Source organism: Lewinella sp. 4G2 (genome assembly GCF_001625015.1).
Taxonomy (GTDB): Bacteria; Bacteroidota; Bacteroidia; order Chitinophagales; family Saprospiraceae; genus Neolewinella.
Window position 1 is genome coordinate 2,864,538 of sequence record NZ_LVWJ02000014.1, and the last position, 16,541, is coordinate 2,881,078.

At 55.9% G+C, this 16,541-nt stretch carries 13 protein-coding genes; 8 read left to right on the plus strand and 5 right to left on the minus strand.

The genetic code is table 11. The features are described from left to right. Positions 1–26 precede the first annotated feature (26 nt). Both A3850_RS11970 and xylA read left to right on the plus strand, forming a co-directional pair. On the plus strand, positions 27–386 hold the full coding sequence (locus A3850_RS11970) for a gliding motility protein GldC (RefSeq protein WP_068216794.1): 360 nt from the start codon (positions 27–29) through the stop codon (positions 384–386). 190 nt (positions 387–576) lie between these two features. Next, the gene (gene xylA, locus A3850_RS11975) at positions 577–1,890 is read left to right on the plus strand and encodes a xylose isomerase (protein WP_068216796.1); all 1,314 of its coding nucleotides are present in this window, start codon (positions 577–579) and stop codon (positions 1,888–1,890) included. 297 nt (positions 1,891–2,187) lie between these two features. On the opposite strand, the gene rlmF is transcribed toward xylA, so the two are convergent. After that, positions 2,188–3,102, minus strand: a complete 915-nt coding sequence (gene rlmF, locus A3850_RS11980; protein ID WP_068216798.1) for a 23S rRNA (adenine(1618)-N(6))-methyltransferase RlmF — start codon at positions 3,100–3,102, stop codon at positions 2,188–2,190. Positions 3,103–3,167: 65 nt separating this feature from the next. Between rlmF and A3850_RS11985 the strand changes: the two genes are divergently transcribed. Further along, entirely contained in the window at positions 3,168–3,590 is a 423-nt protein-coding gene (locus A3850_RS11985; RefSeq protein WP_068216800.1) for a DUF1622 domain-containing protein, read from the plus strand. A gap of 7 nt (positions 3,591–3,597) precedes the next feature. Here the strand turns inward: A3850_RS11985 and A3850_RS11990 are convergent, their stop codons facing one another. Continuing rightward, positions 3,598–4,929, minus strand: a complete 1,332-nt coding sequence (locus tag A3850_RS11990) for a DNA recombination protein RmuC (protein WP_068216802.1) — start codon at positions 4,927–4,929, stop codon at positions 3,598–3,600. Positions 4,930–5,159: 230 nt separating this feature from the next. Between A3850_RS11990 and A3850_RS11995 the strand changes: the two genes are divergently transcribed. The 4 genes from A3850_RS11995 to A3850_RS12010 all read left to right on the plus strand — a co-directional run bounded on the left by A3850_RS11995 (position 5,160) and on the right by A3850_RS12010 (position 10,541). Then, a complete protein-coding gene (locus tag A3850_RS11995) occupies positions 5,160–7,112 on the plus strand; it encodes a serine hydrolase (RefSeq protein WP_082921779.1) in 1,953 nt (650 codons plus the stop codon). Positions 7,113–7,218: 106 nt separating this feature from the next. Beyond that, positions 7,219–8,280 (plus strand): 3-dehydroquinate synthase, encoded by a 1,062-nt coding sequence (gene aroB, locus A3850_RS12000; protein WP_082921780.1) that lies wholly within the window; start codon positions 7,219–7,221, stop codon positions 8,278–8,280. Between the two features lie 352 nt (positions 8,281–8,632). After that, entirely contained in the window at positions 8,633–10,069 is a 1,437-nt protein-coding gene (locus A3850_RS12005) for a TlpA disulfide reductase family protein (RefSeq protein ID WP_068216806.1), read from the plus strand. 19 nt (positions 10,070–10,088) lie between these two features. Then, positions 10,089–10,541: a hypothetical protein gene (locus A3850_RS12010; RefSeq protein ID WP_068216808.1), complete on the plus strand. Its 453-nt coding sequence runs from the start codon at positions 10,089–10,091 to the stop codon at positions 10,539–10,541. Positions 10,542–10,560: 19 nt separating this feature from the next. Here the strand turns inward: A3850_RS12010 and manA are convergent, their stop codons facing one another. Next, positions 10,561–11,751 carry a mannose-6-phosphate isomerase, class I gene (gene manA, locus A3850_RS12015; protein WP_068216809.1) on the minus strand — a complete coding sequence of 397 codons (1,191 nt, stop codon included), beginning with the start codon at positions 11,749–11,751 and terminating at the stop codon, positions 10,561–10,563. Between the two features lie 186 nt (positions 11,752–11,937). Between manA and metK the strand changes: the two genes are divergently transcribed. Continuing rightward, entirely contained in the window at positions 11,938–13,197 is a 1,260-nt protein-coding gene (metK, locus tag A3850_RS12020) for a methionine adenosyltransferase (protein ID WP_068216811.1), read from the plus strand. An 89-nt stretch (positions 13,198–13,286) separates the two neighbouring features. On the opposite strand, the gene A3850_RS12025 is transcribed toward metK, so the two are convergent. Further along, positions 13,287–14,060, minus strand: a complete 774-nt coding sequence (locus A3850_RS12025) for a hypothetical protein (protein WP_157501097.1) — start codon at positions 14,058–14,060, stop codon at positions 13,287–13,289. A gap of 126 nt (positions 14,061–14,186) precedes the next feature. Further along, entirely contained in the window at positions 14,187–16,334 is a 2,148-nt protein-coding gene (locus A3850_RS12030; RefSeq protein ID WP_068216815.1) for an endo-1,4-beta-xylanase, read from the minus strand. Positions 16,335–16,541 lie beyond the last annotated feature (207 nt).

The following is a 16,541-nucleotide window of genomic DNA, read 5'->3' on the forward strand; positions in this document are numbered from 1 at the left end:
CTACCTTTGCGGAAAATTAACGACCCATGGCACAGCCGAAAGTAAAGAAGCGCTCCACCATCACCCTCGAAGTAGGATTGGACGAAACGAAGACCCCGATTGAACTCCGCTGGAAGGCCAGCGACAACCCCGGCCCCAGTGAGCGGTGTAAGGGGATGCTCGTCTCCCTCTTCAATGAGCAGAACAAGGAAACGATGAAGATCGACCTATGGACCAAAGAGATGCAGGTCGTGGAGATGGACCGCTTTATGTACCAGACCCTGCGCGGTTTGGCGGATACTTACTTTAAGGCCACGGGCAACAAGGAGCTGGCCAATCAGATGCAGCAGTTCACCTATTTCTTTGGCCAGGCAACCGGTGCTATCCCGAAGGAACCGACTAAATAATTTGTCATTTCTCCGGCCTGCAATCGTGCGCATGGATTAAATTTTTCGGCCAAACGATTGCATTTCTTGCGGCAATTCGGATTTATCCTGTTAGTGCCTACCTTGTCCATCATCATTGAAAAGAGAAGGAGAATCGGTCTCCTGCATCACACGTTGCCCCACCAAGCAGCTTAAATAGTCGATACATATTATGCCCACTTATTTTGACAACATCCCCACCATCAAGTTTGAGGGTGCTAAAAGCGATAACCCCCTAGCCTTCAAGTACTACGATAAGACCAAAGTCGTCGCGGGAAAGACGATGGCCGAGCACTTCAAATTCGCCATGGCCTGGTGGCACACCCTCCGTAATACCGGTGGCGACCCCTTCGGCCCCGGCACCGCCAACTACCCGTGGTTGGGTGACGCGGACCCCGTCCAGGAAGCCAAGAACGCCGCGGATGCCGGCTTCGAGATCATGGAAAAACTGGGCCTCGACTACTTCTGCTTCCACGACGTGGACCTGCTTGACGAAGCCGGTGCTGATCTGGAAACCTACGGCAAACGCCTCGATGAAGTCACCGACTACATCAAGGAAAAGATGGAGGCTACCGGCAAGAAAGTCCTCTGGGGGACGGCCAACCTCTTCAGCAACCCCCGCTACATGAACGGCGCGAGCACCAACCCCGACTTCAACGTCGTGGCCTACGCCGGCGCCCAACTCAAAAACGCCATCGATGCCACGTTGAAGCTCGACGGTGAGAACTACGTTTTCTGGGGTGGCCGCGAAGGCTACATGAGCCTGCTAAACACGGACATGGGCCGGGAAGTCGATCACCTTGCTCAGTTCCTGACGATGGCCCGCGACTACGCCCGGAGCAAAGGATTCGAAGGAACCTTCTTCATCGAGCCCAAGCCATTTGAGCCCAGCAAGCACCAGTACGATTTCGATTCCGCTACCGTGGCCGGATTCCTCCGGAAGTACAACCTGATGGACGACTTCAAACTCAACATTGAGGTCAACCACGCTACGCTTGCGCAGCACACCTTCCAGCACGAATTGGCCGTCGCGGTCGCCGATGGCCTCTTGGGCAGCATCGACGCTAACCGTGGTGACTACCAAAATGGGTGGGACACCGACCAGTTCCCCACCAACGTCCCGGAACTCACCGAAGCGATGCTCGTCATCCTTGAAGGTGGTGGCCTCCAGGGTGGTGGCGTCAACTTCGACGCAAAGACGCGCCGTAACTCTACCGATCTGGAAGACATCTTCCACGCCCACATCGGTGGAATGGACGCCTTTGCCCGCGCCCTCATCGCCGCGGACGAGATCCTGACCGAAAGCAAGTACAAAGCCATGCGCAGCGAGCGCTACGGTTCCTTCGACGGTGGTAACGGCGCCAAATTCGAAAAGGGGGAGATGAGCCTCGAAGAACTTGCCTCCCTCGGCCAGGCCCAGGGTGAGCCCGCTATGACGAGCGGTAAGCAGGAACTCTACGAGAACATCCTTACGCAATTCAGCTAAGCGCAACTTCGTTCCGCTATACCTGAAACGAGGTGGTTAGGGAAAATTAGCGCGATGTTTTTTTCGTGTCTACCTAGGCAGAAAATTTAAGCATAGCCATAGCTACGGTTCAATTTTCTAACGACGGTAGACGCGGAAAGGACAAGCGATAAATTCCCAAACCACTTTGATTCAGGTATAAATAAAAAGCAGCCCCCGTCTACATCGAGGCGGGGGCTGCTTTCGTTATGGGGAATTGCCAGTAGGGATGGGCCATCCCCTTTTGTGTGATGGGCTGCGAATACCCTAAGGCAGTGCTCAGTACCGCCAGCAGAGAATCCTACGAACCTTCCCTCCCTGGCCGATAGGGATGATCTTGACGGTTTTGACCTTAGCCTTCCCCAACTGCTGCTTCGCGGCGTGGAGGTAGCCCTTCTTACTGACGAGGGTGGTGAACCAACCCACTTGCTTGCGAAACTGCCCGCTTTCAATGATCATCCGCCGGAGGAAGGCGGGTTCGCCGCCGGGCGTCCACAACTCGTTGGGGTTGCCGCCGAAGTTGTAGCCGGTGGCTTCGTCTTCGCCCAGTTTTTCCCACTTGGTTTTGGCGGCGGAGGTGGCGCCCTGCTCGTCGGCAAAGAAGGGCGGGTTGCAGAGGGTGGCGGCGAAATAGTCATCCGCTCTCACTACATCCCGAAAGATTTGCTGCCGTTGCGGCTGCTTGCGGAGCTCGATCTTCCGCTGGAGCTTGGGGTTGAATTTTACGATGGCCCCGGCTACTTTGAGGGACTGGTCTTCAATGTCCGTACCGACAAAATTCCAGTTATACTCCTTGACGCCGAGGATGGGGTAGATGAGTGAGGCGCCCGTTCCGACGTCCAATATTGTCGGTTGTGACGAGTGGGGTCCTTGCTTTTTAGCCGGTCCCTTTTGCTTGTCCTTACTTGGCACCTGCGGCAGCGCCCCCTCAGTGAGTAAGTCGTTGATGGCGTGGATGTAATCGAGGCGGCCGGGGACGCCGGGGCAGAGGCTGCCGGGTGGGAGATCCCAAAACTTAAGGCCGTAGTCGCGCAAAAGCAGGGCCCGGTTGAGGTGGCGTACGGCATCCGGGTGGGCGAAATCAAGGCTGACGTGGCCAGCGGGAGTGGTGACGAAGAAGTTTTTCAATTCCGGCACGATGCGGGCGAGGGCGGGGAAGTCGTGTTTGCCCTGGTAGCGGTTTTTGGGGTGCATGGGTGCAAAGGTCGTGACTATGTAGCCAAAGCAAACATCGCCGGGGTGCACGGGTTACCGCAGGTATGGAAGAAACCATTTTCGGATCGAGCGAAAGCATTGTTTATCAGGCGGCGGATTGGATCAAACTCGTGGTGGAGGTGCTGGGCGTGGCCATTATCGCGTGGGGCGTCGTGTTTAGTTTGCTCTGCTACGGTAGGCAGCTTTTTGGCTCCGCGGATGGTGATTATATCCCGCTCCGCTTATCCCTGGCGCGGTACCTCGTGGTGGCGCTGGAGTTCCAGTTGGCGGCGGATATTTTGGGAACCGCAATAGCTCCGGATTGGAATGCGATCGGCAAACTGGCCGCCATTGCCGTTATCCGGACGGTCCTCAATCACTTCCTGATGCTCGAAATGGAAAAGGAAATTGAGATGCAGGAAAAGGGAGTGAAGGATAAACTCAACGACCGTGATAGCGACGTAGATGCGGTGGTCTCAGTGGAGTGAGGTTTGTTTATTCTTCTTCCAATAGTTGCTGATTGATTCGTTTTTTCGTCTTGGCCCCGAGTGTGCGTAAGCGTTCCGCCCGGCCAATTAGAGTGCTGCCGTACTTCCCACCCGTGCTCAGTTTCTTGAGGGCACCCTGGTAAGTGACTTGTGCGCGATCAAGCTGCTTGCCCACCTTTTGCAGTTCTTCGGTGAAGGAGACGAAGCCATCGTACAACAAGCCGCTTTGCTTGGCAATTTCGAGCACGTTCTTCTTCTGGCTGTCCTGCTTCCAAATGAAGTTGACGGTACGGAGCGTAGCCAGCAGGGTAGCGGGGGTGACGATGATGACGTTGCGCTCGAGCGCTTCCAAAAAGATGCCTTGATCAGTTTGCAGCGCCAGTCCGTAGGCGGGTTCGATGGGGACGAACAACAGCAAGTAATCCGGCGAATTGATCTGATAAAGGCTCGTGTAATTCTTACTCGCCAGATCGAGCACGTGCTGGCGTAGGCTGCGTAGGTGGGAGAGGGCGTGAATACGCCGGTCTTCCGGAGAGCCGTGTTCGGCGGCGCAGTACCGGTCGTAAGCGGTCAGACTCACCTTGGAATCGATGACGAGGTGCTTCGCCTCCGGTAAATTAATGATGAAGTCGGGGCGTTTAATCTGCTCGTTATCATCACGGTAACTGGTCTGAGCGTCAAAGTGAATACCAGCCTGGAGGCCACTGGCTTCCAGTAGGGTTTGCAGTTGCCATTCCCCCCAGTCCCCCTGGGTTTTACTGTTGCCGCGCAGCGCTCCGGCCAAGTTGTTGGCTTCGGAACTGATCTGCGCGTTGAGGTCCCGCAGGTGTTTGATCTCCTGCCGTAGCGTGACGCGGTCCTTAGTTTCTTCGAGGAAACGCCGTTCCACCTGGTGCTCAAAACCCTGAATCCGCTCCCGCAGGGGGCTGAGGATATTCTTGAGTTGATCTGCATTCTGGTTGGCGAAGCGGACGGATTTTTCTTGCAGCAAACGCTCCGCCGTCCGTTCAAATTCCGCCAGCCCTTCCCGCTGGATGCGTTGCATTTCGGCTTTCCCTTGGTCCAGTCGCTCACTAAGTTGTTGGAGTTCGGACTTGGCTACGGCGAGGTCCGCCGTCAGGGTACGCTCGATGTTTTGGTGCTCGCGGATGGTGTCCCGGTACTGATCCACTTCACTACTCACTTGCTCGTGGATTTCCCGGCGAACGAAGGATTGCGCCACCTCATCGGCCGGAATCATCCGCCCTGCGGCCCGCGATTGACCATACAGGTAGCCGAGCAGTGCCCCAACGATCAGGCAAAGGATGATAAGTAACAATAGGGTAGTGCTGGTGAGCAAAAGCGCTGAGTTAAGTAGACGACAAATATAACTTTATTGTTGGATTGTGCGGGAATTTGAAACGAAAGGTTTTGGAGGGGCTGGATTAACCCTGTTGAAAGCTTGCTGATCAAGGAGCTTTGTCGCGTCCATATCGTTATCTGTTACCGTAGTCTTAAGAAAAACTATCGCGTACATCTACCTTATTATCTTAGCGTTCTGAGATCGTTAGGTCAGTTTTACCCCACCGAATGAAAAATCTTGTTGCTGCGTTTTTATTAACCGTGCTGCTTTTGCAGGCACAACCCGTCCACGCCGGTACCTGGGTGGAAAACGTCGTTGACTGGTTCACTGAACTGTTTTCCGTCGGTGATCCCTCCGCTCAAACGGACGCAGTAGCCAACGTGGATTCCCTCCGCGCCACGCCCCTCGGTGTTTTGCTGAATGAGGTCACCCGCCACGATACGCTGGCCATCGAAAAGAACTGGCCGTACCCTACGGTTGACGCCGCAGCCGACCTGGATCGCCACGTCAGTACCCTCCGCAACACGATACTGCTGACTGACCCCGCGGACAAACTTCCCCTTCGGAATGCCGCCGTCCGCGTCGTCTACCCCGAAGAGCAGCGACCCGGCTTCTTCCTGGATATGCTTACCCGTTTCGTGGACGTACAGGAGGTCGTCTATTCCTCCCTGCTCCCCGAGACCCTTCCCGTCAGCGATCCGTTGCCGACCGTCCTGGTGGTGACGGAGCCTAGTGGCCGGAAGCGAGCCAAGTGGTACCAATCACTGGCTACCACGGCTGCGCAGGACATTACCCTACTCCACTTCGGCGACCTGAAAAAGATTGCTGGAGTGCCAGCGGCCTGGTCGGTGATCACCACACCTTTCCAAACGAAGGAGAGTGAAGCCATCCTCGCCCAGGCCCTGGTCGGCGCTGAAACGCTGGACGCCCGCGTTACGGAAAACACCTTACTTTATCCCGTAGGAACGGGCTACCGATTGAGTGCCGACCGCCCCGGTTTTAGCCTGCCGGAGCAACTCGGTATCGACCGCGCGGCATTGGAGAACGTCGATTACCAAATCAACCGCGGCATCCGTTACCGGGCGATGCCAGGCGCGCAGTTGCTGGTTATGAAAAACGGTCGGGTCGTCTACGAAAAAGCGTACGGCCACCATACCTACCGCAAACAGGCCGTGACGAACGGTGACCTTTACGATCTCGCCTCCATCACGAAGGCCGCCGCGACGAGCCTCGCCGTCATGAGCCTCTACGATGAAGAGTTGATCGAACTGAATAAGAAGGTCCGTGATTACCTGCCGGAATACAAAAAGAGTCTGGTCGGTCGCTACACCATCGAGCAATTGCTCACCCACCAGACGGGCTTGCAGTCCAACCTGCCCGTCAACGAATTCATGACGCGCGACCTGGTGGCTGACGACCGGTCGTTCGCCAACAATCTCCCCCTCGGTCCCGACCGTTGGCTGGATAGCCGCTTACCTAACTGGGTGGCCGAAACCGTCGGCGGCAAACTGGACCGCACGGCCAAACCAGCCTACGTCTACAGCGACGTCAACTACTACCTCCTGCAGCGCGTCGTGGAAGCCATCACCCGTACGCCGCTGGACATTTACGTCACGGAGCGGTTTTACGAGCCGATGGGTCTGGGCCGCCTGGCCTATAATCCCCACGCTTCTTTCCCGGCGGAACGGCTCGTCCCCACCATCACCGAACCCTGGATGCGCGGTGGTCTGCTGCGCGGTTTCGTGCACGACGAAGGCGCTGCCCTGCTCGGCGGCGTATCCGGCCACGCTGGTCTCTTCGGCAATGCCCACGATCTGGGTCAGCTGTTCCAGCTCCTGAATAATGGCGGTACCTACGCCGGTAAGGAGCTGCTCAGTGCGGAGACCGTCGCCACCTTCACCGATCACAACCGCTTCAACTACCGGGCGCTGGGTTTCGACCGCCTCGCCGGCCGTTTCTCCAACGCCCATGGGATTGGAGCCGGAACGAATACCGTCGGCCACCTCGGCTACACCGGCACCTCCGTTTGGGCGGACCCGGAAAATGACCTCGTTTTCGTTCTGCTCACCAACCGCGTCAACCCGGACCCGAAGAATGAGAAGTTCCTCAAAATGGATATCCGCAGCAAGGTGACGTCGCGGGTTTACCGGGCATTGGGGACTTGGGAGTTGGATAGTTGATTATTCAGCTTTCGGAATTTCTATCGCTATCACCACTTCATTTTTGCTGCGAATCTGTTTTCACCCAGTTGCCTGAGCTTACCTTCGTAAGCCAAACTGGTACCCCATGAAAACCTCCGTCGCCAACAAATACGACATCACCTTCGGCCCCCTCACCGCCGAACACTTTGACTGGCTGCACGCGCGGAACTACGCCGGTTGGGTTGTCCTTGTCGACACCAATACGCGGGAGCATTGCCTGCCGCTGATCGAAGAATACCTTGATCACGATAATCTAGTCTTCATCGAATGCGAGCCGGGGGAAACCAACAAAAACCTCGACACCTGCCAGGACATCTGGACCAATATGTTCGAAGGTGGGGTAGGGCGCCGTTGGTGCGCCATCTGCCTCGGCGGCGGGGTGCTGGAAGACATGAGCGGCTTCGCGGCCAGCACCTTTAAACGGGGCATCGACTTTCTGCAAATCCCAACCACCTTGCTTTCCCAGGTCGACTCTTCCGTCGGCGGAAAGCTGGGGGTGGATTTCTACGAGCTCAAGAACAGTATCGGTCTCTTCGCAGACCCGATCGCGGTGTGGATCGACCCCACTTTCCTCAAAACCCTCCCGCCACGGGAGGTGCGTTCCGGTTACGCCGAGATCATCAAGCACGCGCTCATCGCCGACGCGGAGCAGTGGTCGCAACTTCAGCAAATCACCGACCTCAGCTTGGTGGATTGGACCCAAATCATCCCCCAATCCGTCAACATCAAGCGGGAGATCGTGCTCGAGGATCCGTTCGAGCGCGGGCGCCGCAAGGCCCTCAACTTCGGCCACACGATCGGCCACGCCATCGAGTCCTTCTTCCTCGAGACCGACCAACGCCTCTTCCACGGGGAGGCCATCGCCGCCGGCATGATCATGGAAGCCAAGCTGGCCACCAGTTTTAGCCGGCTTTCCGCCACGGATTATGGCGCCATCGAAACCTATTTCCTCCGCATTTACGGGCACCAATCCATCCCCGAATCCGCTTTCCCGGAACTGCTCGGCCTCATGCGCCAGGACAAGAAAAACGAGGACGCGCGCATCAACTTCACCCTCCTCGAGGCGCCGGGCAAGGCCGTCATCAACAAGACCGTGCCGGAGGCCGACATCCTCGCAGTCCTGCGCTACTACAATAGTCTGGGGTAGCAATTCAGTACGATCAGATGGCGCTGCCGCAGGTGCCAAGAAAAGAGTGGGGGAGCCCGCTAACTAATAGACTAAGCCTGGATAAAAGTCCAGTTAATAAAGTCATGTATCAATAACAACACTAATAGGTTTACACTGCTATCATGAAATGCCTATCACGTCTCCCCTCTCTTTTGGAGAGGGGCTGGGGGAGAGGAATACTCGACCTCACATATAGTAGTGTACTAAAAGGTGGTTAAGGAAAGTCAAAATTCAATGGCCCGATCATCCAGATGGGAAGTACGGTGTTAGTTGGAAGGTTCGTCGCTTACTGCGCCGGGCCGTAACTTCGCCCCTGGTAAAACCTTAACTTATGAGAGCTGCCCTGTACTTGCTTTTTACCCTGGCCGCCGTTTGGTCCTCCGCCGTGTCCGCCCAGGATTCCCACCGGATCACCGTCACCATTGACGGCTACGAAGAGGAGATCATCTCGTTGGCCAACAACGTCCTCGATAAGCAGTACATCGTCGATACGGCCTACCGCAACGACGCCGGGAACTACGTTTTCGAAAGCGACACCGCCGCCCTCCCCGGTGGCATCTACCTCGTCGTGATGGCGCCGGATAACAACTACTTCCAGGTACTGATCAATAACGACGACCAGGAGTTTTCCCTCAAGACCAGTATCGATGACCTCAGCGACGTCAAAGTGAAGGGGAGCAAGGACAACGAACTCTTCTTCAGCTACCTCGAGTACCTCGATGGGCAGCAGGAAAAGGGGGCAACCGCTCAGCAGGTCCTGGCTGATTCCTCCGCCACCGAAGCCCAGAAAAAGGTGGCCAGCGATGCGCTCACCGCCCTCGACGAAGAAGTGAAAGCCTACCAGGAAGCGCTGATCGAGAAAAACCCGACCACCTTCACGGCCAAGATCGTGAAGACTAATCTCTCCTTTCCTCCACCGGACTTCCCTGAGTTGGCGGACGAAGAGGAACGCCGCGAAGCCCAGTTCCGCTGGCTTCAGGCCCATTACCTGGACCCACTCGATCTACGCGACGATCGCTTGCTCCGTACCCCCTTCCTCATCCAACGGATTGAGTACTTCGTGGACCGCCTCCACGTCCAGCACCCCGACAGTGTTAGTGCAGCTATCGACCAGGTCCTGGCCCGGATGGACCCCCAGAGTGAGTTGTACAAGTACTACGTCGTTCACTTCACCAACCGCGCGGCTTCCAGCAAGATTGTGGGGCGGGATGCGGTGTACGTCCACATGGTGGATAAATACTACGCCAGCGGGAAGGCCTACTGGGCGGACCCGGATCAACTCAAATCAATGCTGGAGAACGTTGAGAAACTCCGCCCCATCCTGATAGGTGAGCAGGCACCCGACCTGAAGATGAAGACCCGGGACGGTCAGGACGTCACCCTTTACGGAACGGACGCCAAGTACACCATCCTTTACTTCTGGGCTTTCGATTGTGGCCACTGCAAAAAGTCCACTCCTGTCATCAAGGATTTCTACGCCAAGTGGAAGCCTCGGGGCGTCGAGATCTTTTCCATCTGCACGAAGCAAAGCAAGATCGAAAAGTGTTGGGAGTACATCGACGAGAAGGAGATCGGCGACTGGATGCACGTCACCGATAAGTACCTCCGCTTCTACAAGAACTACGATATCAAATCGACCCCCACCATCTTCGTGCTCGACGAGAATAAGAAGATCATCTCCAAAAAGATCGGTGCCGAGCAGTTGGATACCCTCCTGGAAATGTTTGAGCGCCAGGATACCAACGAAGAGGAACGGGGCGATAAGTAAGCCGATCTAAACAGCAACTATGGAACCCTCCCAAACGGGCCTCAACGTCTTTACCCCGCAGATGGGAGACGTCTATACGATGATGGCCGTTTGTGGCCTGGCTTTCGTGACCCTGGTCTTCCTGGCCTTTCGACTCAATAAGATCGATAATCCGGACCCCCGGAAAAAAGTGTTGCTGCCCATGCTCGCCTACTTTATGGCCCTGCTCGCGCTGATGGGTTTCCTCGGCTCTTTCTGGTCGGTCTTCAAGTACCCGACGGTGGAGATCACCCAGCAAAATTTCCTGGTGGGCGATGAGACCTATCCGATACCACGTAGCCACGAAGTCAGGATTGAATCCTACGCCGGGACCGGTCTCAATAACAGTTCCCGCGTCCTCTTAATCCAGACGAAGGACCGCCGTACCTGGGCCTTCCCCGATGATCGTTACCCCATCACGGATATGCTACGCTTACTTAAGCGGGACCAATAATTTCCGGTAGTAACCTCCGCTAGAGGTTGACCCCGGCACGATAGATAACGGACTCCCGCAAAGCTCGCAGGGTGATCTTTTCGCCGGCGCCTACGAAGAGGGTACGGTGGTGCTCGTCCAACGTAAAGGATCCATTCAGCTCCTGGGCTTCCCCCGTCATTAGGAGTAGCATACAGGGGCCCTGGGTGGCGTCCACGGTTACTTGCCCACCTGCGTGCACCTGCGACAGCGCCAAAGCGAAATCGGGAGCTGGGGTGGGGTAGACGGACCAGTCGTCACCCCCTGATTCCGGTAACAAAATGGCCGGCTCGACGGGATGGGTAAGCGTGTGTTTGAGTAACTCCGGCACGTCGATGTGCTTCGGCGTGAGGCCACCGCGGAGTACGTTGTCGGAGTTGGCCATGAGTTCCAGACAGGTGCCGCGGAGGTAGGCGTGGGGGATGCCGGCGTCTTGAAAAATGCCTTCACCGGGCTTGAGGTGGACGATGTTCATCCAGTAAATGCTGAAGATCCCGCGATCGTGGTTACCGTTTTTGGTGTAGGTGCGGAAGGCTTCTGCGGCCCAGTAGTTCGGGGAAGAAAGATCGCCTGGTGCTTCTTCTTGTAACGTGCCGAAGAGCGGTTGCAACCAATTATTGATCTGAACTTGGTCTGCTGCCATCACGTGGCGGTATAGCTGCTCGATCCCGCCCTGTTGTAGCTCGCCAGCCAAGGCGTCCCACCCGGGAATAGTATTAAGTGTCTTTAGAATAGCAGCCTCACTACAGAAGCCGTGGAGCAGGTAAAAGTGGCTGATGGCTACGCCTAATTCTGGTTTGTGGTTGTCGTCGCGGTAATTACGGTTGGGTGCGTCGCGAGGAATTTCCCCCGCCGCTTCTTCGGCTGCAAAACCTTCCTCCGCGCCCTCCTTGTCGGGGTGCACCTGAATGGACAGCATTTCAGCAACGTCGAGAATTTTGAATAGATACGGCAACTGATTAGCAAATTGACTGGCGACTTGCTGCCCAAGTAAATCCGCCGGACTCATCGAAATAACCGTTGCGAGGTTCTTCCCGGAAGGGAGTGTTGCCGGTCCCTTAGCGTGCGTCCCCAGCCAGTACTCCGCCCAGGGTTGGCTAATCGCACCCTCTTGCTGTAGGAACTTGGGAATAAATTCCTCGCCGCCCCAGGCGTAGTGTTGAACCGTTCCGGTGATGGGGAAAACTGCCATTTAAGAGTGCGCTTAGCGGTGGTTGTTGCCAAACTAGCAATCTAACATGACTAAAGTTTAATGGCCCAGTAATTATAGTTTTTATGCAGGCAATTTGTTGTCCTCCACAACGATAAACTACCCGGCGCCAGAGGTTAAGGTATGTTCTACTTTACCTACCTTAGCGCCCCCATTAAATCGAAATGTATGCCCTACCTATTTACTTCGGAGTCCGTATCGGAAGGCCACCCCGACAAAGTCGCGGATCAAATCAGCGACAATCTCGTCGACCACTTTTTAGCCTTTGATCCTAACTCTAAAGTAGCCTGCGAAACGTTGGTAACTACCGGGCAGGTCGTGCTTGCTGGGGAAGTAAAATCAACCACCTATCTCGACGTACAGCAACTTGCGCGCGATGTCATCGAGCGGATCGGGTACACCAAGAGTGAGTACATGTTTGAAGCCAATAGCTGTGGTGTGCTGTCGGCCATCCACGAGCAGAGCCCCGACATCAACCAGGGGGTGGACCGCGCTAGCGCCGAAGAGCAGGGCGCCGGCGATCAGGGCATGATGTTCGGCTATGCAACCGACGAGACGGATAACTACATGCCGCTTGCGCTGGACCTAAGCCACAAGATCCTTCAGGAGCTCGCCGCCATCCGCAAAGCCGGTAAGAAGATGAAGTACCTGCGCCCGGACTCCAAGAGCCAGGTAACCATTGAGTACGACGATAAGCACCAACCAATCCGGATCGACTCCATCGTGGTATCAACCCAACACGATGATTTCGATAAGGACGAAAAGATGCTCGCACAAATCAAGGAAGACGTCATCAACATCGTCATCCCCAAAGTGAAGCGGGCCCAGAAGAAATCTATCCAGAAACTCTTCACTAAGGACATCACCTACCACGTCAACCCCACTGGCAAATTCGTGATCGGTGGCCCCCACGGCGATACCGGTCTGACCGGCCGTAAGATCATCGTCGATACCTACGGCGGTAAGGGTGCCCACGGCGGTGGCGCCTTCAGCGGTAAGGATCCGAGCAAAGTGGACCGGTCCGCCGCCTACGCGACCCGCCACATCGCCAAGAACCTCGTAGCTGCCGGTGTGGCCAGCGAAGTGTTGGTGCAGGTGAGTTACGCCATTGGCGTTGCCGAGCCTACCAATATCTACGTCAATACCTACGGTTCGGCTAAAGTGAAACTCACCGACGCACAGATCGCCGACAAGGTGATGGAGGTCTTCGACATGCGCCCCTACGCCATCGAAAAGCGCCTCAAACTGCGGAAGCCGATCTACTCCGATTCCGCTGCCTACGGGCACATGGGCCGGACGCCGGAAAAGAAGACCCTCACCTTTAAGGACGGCTCGGGTACCACTAAAACCATTAAGGTGGAGACCTTCACCTGGGAAAAGCTGGACTACGTAAAGCGTGTGCAGAAAGCTTTTAAGATCAAGGCGTAAGTCTGCTTTCCTGCCAAATAGAAAAGCCCCTTCCGAGTAAATCGGAAGGGGCTTTTTTATTAATCGTTACCAAGGCGTAGTTGGGCCGTTTAAAGCTTAATAAAGTTCCGCGTCACTGCTTGTCCGTCCGCGCGTAAACGAATGGCATATTCACCGGCGGCCAGCGCTGAGAGGTTGAACTTCCGGACGTCTCCCTTATAGTGGCGTATCTCACGGCATTCCATATTGAAGACAGTCACATCGGAGAAGGTAGGTAAGTCGTCACCCGAGATGGTGACGGGTCCACTGCGGTAGGGGTTGGGAAAGATATTGACTCGCGCGCCCCAATCAGGTTCAGCGGCTGTAGGCGTAAAGATGCCAGAGGGGGCCTCCGTGTAAGTCAGACGCCCGGGGATCGTATCAAAAGGTTGCGGCTGGAAAGTATCCTGATCACCAAATTCCGGTGCATTCATGCCCCTAAAGTAGATGGGGGAGTCCCCTTCTTTTTTGTCCTCCCGGCTAAAGCACAATTCCAGCATCACAGCGCCGGGTGCAACGGTAAAGCCGCGTGCCGTCTCGGATACAAATGAGACATTGAAGCTGGCCGGATCGGTAGAGGAGATCATTGCGTCGTTACCCACGAAATTGAAGGGGTTGTCGCCCAGCCGGGCTTCGGCGAAATCAAGCGCATCGCCGTCCCAACTCAGCGAGAATTGCATGGCGGCGATGTTATCCGGAAAGGAATCCGCGATGACGGGAATACAGACGATCGGGTCAGCGGTGATGATTTCAACCGTCGGGATGCGAATCGTGATGTCCGCTTGGGCGGACAACGAGGTACTCAGGCCACAAAAGACCAAAAGAGGTAAAAAATACTTGTTCATAGTGTTGTTGTGACTAAGGCTGTCCGCAACTCTGGACGAAATTTTAGGCTTAAGGTCACCCAAAGGTAAGCAACCGCTTTCATCACCAGGATGAAAGCGGTTGCTGCGAATCAATTCAGAAATGACTTACCAACGGATCACTTGCTCCGTTCCCGTCCGCACGCCATCGGTAAACCGCAGTTGGTAGCTGCCAGCGTTCAGGTAGATATCGAGGGTAGTGGCGCCGTGGCGCAGGGTGCCTTCCCAAATCTGGCGGCCGCTTACGTCGTAAAGGGTAGCCTCCAACTGTAGGGGCAGGTTGTTGCTGAGGGTGATCGCCCCCCGCCCGGGGTTGGGAAAAATGCTGACGCTACCCGTAGGTAGTTGTGGCCTTTCCGTACTGGTCAGCAATTGCGCGCAGTCCAGCGTCATATCGCTGTCTTCAGTCAGATTCATGCGGGTGGTCACTTCCTGGTCGCCACACATCAGGGTGATGGTGTACTCCCCCTTGAAGCCCCGGAGATCGGCCTGGCCGGACCCGTTGGTCGTTACCGTTTCGTCCGTCCACCAGTCGTTAAAGACGAGGTCGGTAAAGACCTTGTGGGTGGGGCGTTTTTCCCAGTTGGCGTAGTAGAGGTTAGCGCCCCGGTTCTGCCAGGTATCGACGTCCCACCAGTTCCAGAACATGAAAGCGTCCATACTCGGGTGGCTAAATGTCATCGTGAGGTAGTCCCGTAGGTAAGCTTTAGCCAGGGAGGTGTCCGTTGGCGTCCGCATATCAAATTCCGTGATCTTTTGGTCGAGTTGGAAACGGTTGTAGAAGTCATCGTAGATGTCCTCCACTTCGTAAATGCTATTGGGGCTACCACCGATGTGGGCCTGGAAGCCGATACCGGTGATGGGTGCGTCGGCGTCCACGATCTCCTGTACGAAGGATTGATACTGGTCGTAGATCAGGCTGCCAATTTCATTCTTGGCGCTGATGGTTACGTAGTCATTCAGGACCAGTTCTGCCTCCAGGGCGAGCTCCCGGGCGCGCTTAAATACCTCGGCGTAGATCTCGCGGCCAGTCTCGTAACCGGGGGTGCCCTTCAGAGCGCCTTCCAGGCTGCGGTTGGTATTGATCTCGTTGATGACATCCCAGTCTGTGACGGGCACGTCGAAGTTTTCGGTCTCCAGCATTTTGACCAGGTGGTTTTCGATCTGAGCCTTGAGGTAGTCCGGGTCGCCGGCGTTGTTCTCCATGCGGAAGGGCATATTGTCCCAGCCCGGCCACAGCAATACGTGGCCGCGCATGTGGATGTTACGGTCGGCGAGGTAGCTCACGGTGCGGCGCATCTGGGAGTTGGTGGTCACCCACTGTTGTTCCCAACCCGGCCATTTGAAGTCATTCTCAAAAACGATCGCGTTGAAACCATGCCCTTTCCCGTCCAGGTCAAAGAGGTTGCGGACGAACGTCTGAGAGTAACGCTGGCCACCGGGGAAGCGCGAGCCAGCTACGGCCGTACCGAACTTGAACTCGTGGTTCTGCATATTCACGGCCACGTCGGCGTTGCTGAGGGGCGAGCCATCTACGTCCAGCACGGTCAGGTTGAGGTCGGCTTTGCGGATGTTCTCGATCCGCTGAGCGGCTTCGGCGCGCCAGGGGGCGTCGGCTTCAAAACCTCCGTATTCGCTGACGTTCAGGTTTTCGGGAAGCAATTCCAGGGGAACATCCTGGCCGTAGTTGATCACGGCGAGGCCACCAATTTGCACGTTCTGAGCGCGGTAACCTACGTGGAGGCCGAAAACCAGGTTTTCTTTCGGATAGGTGCTCTGGGCGTCGATCCGGATGAAGTAGCGGCGCCAGGTTTCGTCTAGATCAATGGGGATTTCAAATTCCTTGCGGAAGTCCGTAGACCGCTCAATGAAGAGGTTGGCCCTGGCCGTCGCGTCGTTCGTTGCGTTGGGTTTAGCGCGAAGGTAGATCACGTAAAGCACCTTATCCCCCTGCTGAATGGGTTCCTGGTTCACCACATTCCACCCGGCCTCGTAGGCAAAGGGAAAGGAGCGGCTTACCCGCAGGTTGATCAGTTCCGAAAACTCCTGCCCGGTCACGGGTTCCGAGGTGCGGGCCAAATTGTAGGCACCCGATCTGCGGCGGTAATCATCCTCGTTATCGTAATAAGGATAGGTCGCGTCGGGCAACGTGAACTGGACGCTCAGGAAGTCAACTAAACCGGTCAGGTACTCATCCGGCTGGGCCGAAAGCGAGGCGGTGCTCAGGAGGAATAGGGCGAGTAAGATCTTCTGCATGGATCGAGATAATTTAGAAACAAAGGTAAGTCCGCTGCCAGCCTTCCCGCTCATTTTGCGGTCACGGTTTCTGACGCAAAGCGGACTCGCGGACCTTTTCCAAGTATTCAGGTTCGACGCCCGTCTAAAATCGAAAATCTAAAATCCAACGTCTGGAAGATGGCGCTGCCGCAGGTGCAAAGAAATTGGGGCCTAAAGGATCGGGCT

Bases quoted from the DNA above. Each gene is read 5' to 3' on its own strand.
- rlmF (WP_068216798.1), bottom strand. From the start codon at position 3,102: ATGCACCCCAAAAACCGCTACCAGGGCAAACACGACTTCCCCGCCCTC.
- A3850_RS11985 (WP_068216800.1), top strand. From the start codon at position 3,168: ATGGAAGAAACCATTTTCGGATCGAGCGAAAGCATTGTTTATCAGGCG.
- A3850_RS12030 (WP_068216815.1), bottom strand. From the start codon at position 16,334: ATGCAGAAGATCTTACTCGCCCTATTCCTCCTGAGCACCGCCTCGCTT.
- metK (WP_068216811.1), top strand. From the start codon at position 11,938: ATGCCCTACCTATTTACTTCGGAGTCCGTATCGGAAGGCCACCCCGAC.
- A3850_RS12025 (WP_157501097.1), bottom strand. From the start codon at position 14,060: ATGAACAAGTATTTTTTACCTCTTTTGGTCTTTTGTGGCCTGAGTACC.
- A3850_RS12005 (WP_068216806.1), top strand. From the start codon at position 8,633: ATGAGAGCTGCCCTGTACTTGCTTTTTACCCTGGCCGCCGTTTGGTCC.
- A3850_RS12010 (WP_068216808.1), top strand. From the start codon at position 10,089: ATGGAACCCTCCCAAACGGGCCTCAACGTCTTTACCCCGCAGATGGGA.
- manA (WP_068216809.1), bottom strand. From the start codon at position 11,751: ATGGCAGTTTTCCCCATCACCGGAACGGTTCAACACTACGCCTGGGGC.
- xylA (WP_068216796.1), top strand. From the start codon at position 577: ATGCCCACTTATTTTGACAACATCCCCACCATCAAGTTTGAGGGTGCT.
- A3850_RS11995 (WP_082921779.1), top strand. From the start codon at position 5,160: ATGAAAAATCTTGTTGCTGCGTTTTTATTAACCGTGCTGCTTTTGCAG.
- aroB (WP_082921780.1), top strand. From the start codon at position 7,219: ATGAAAACCTCCGTCGCCAACAAATACGACATCACCTTCGGCCCCCTC.
- A3850_RS11970 (WP_068216794.1), top strand. From the start codon at position 27: ATGGCACAGCCGAAAGTAAAGAAGCGCTCCACCATCACCCTCGAAGTA.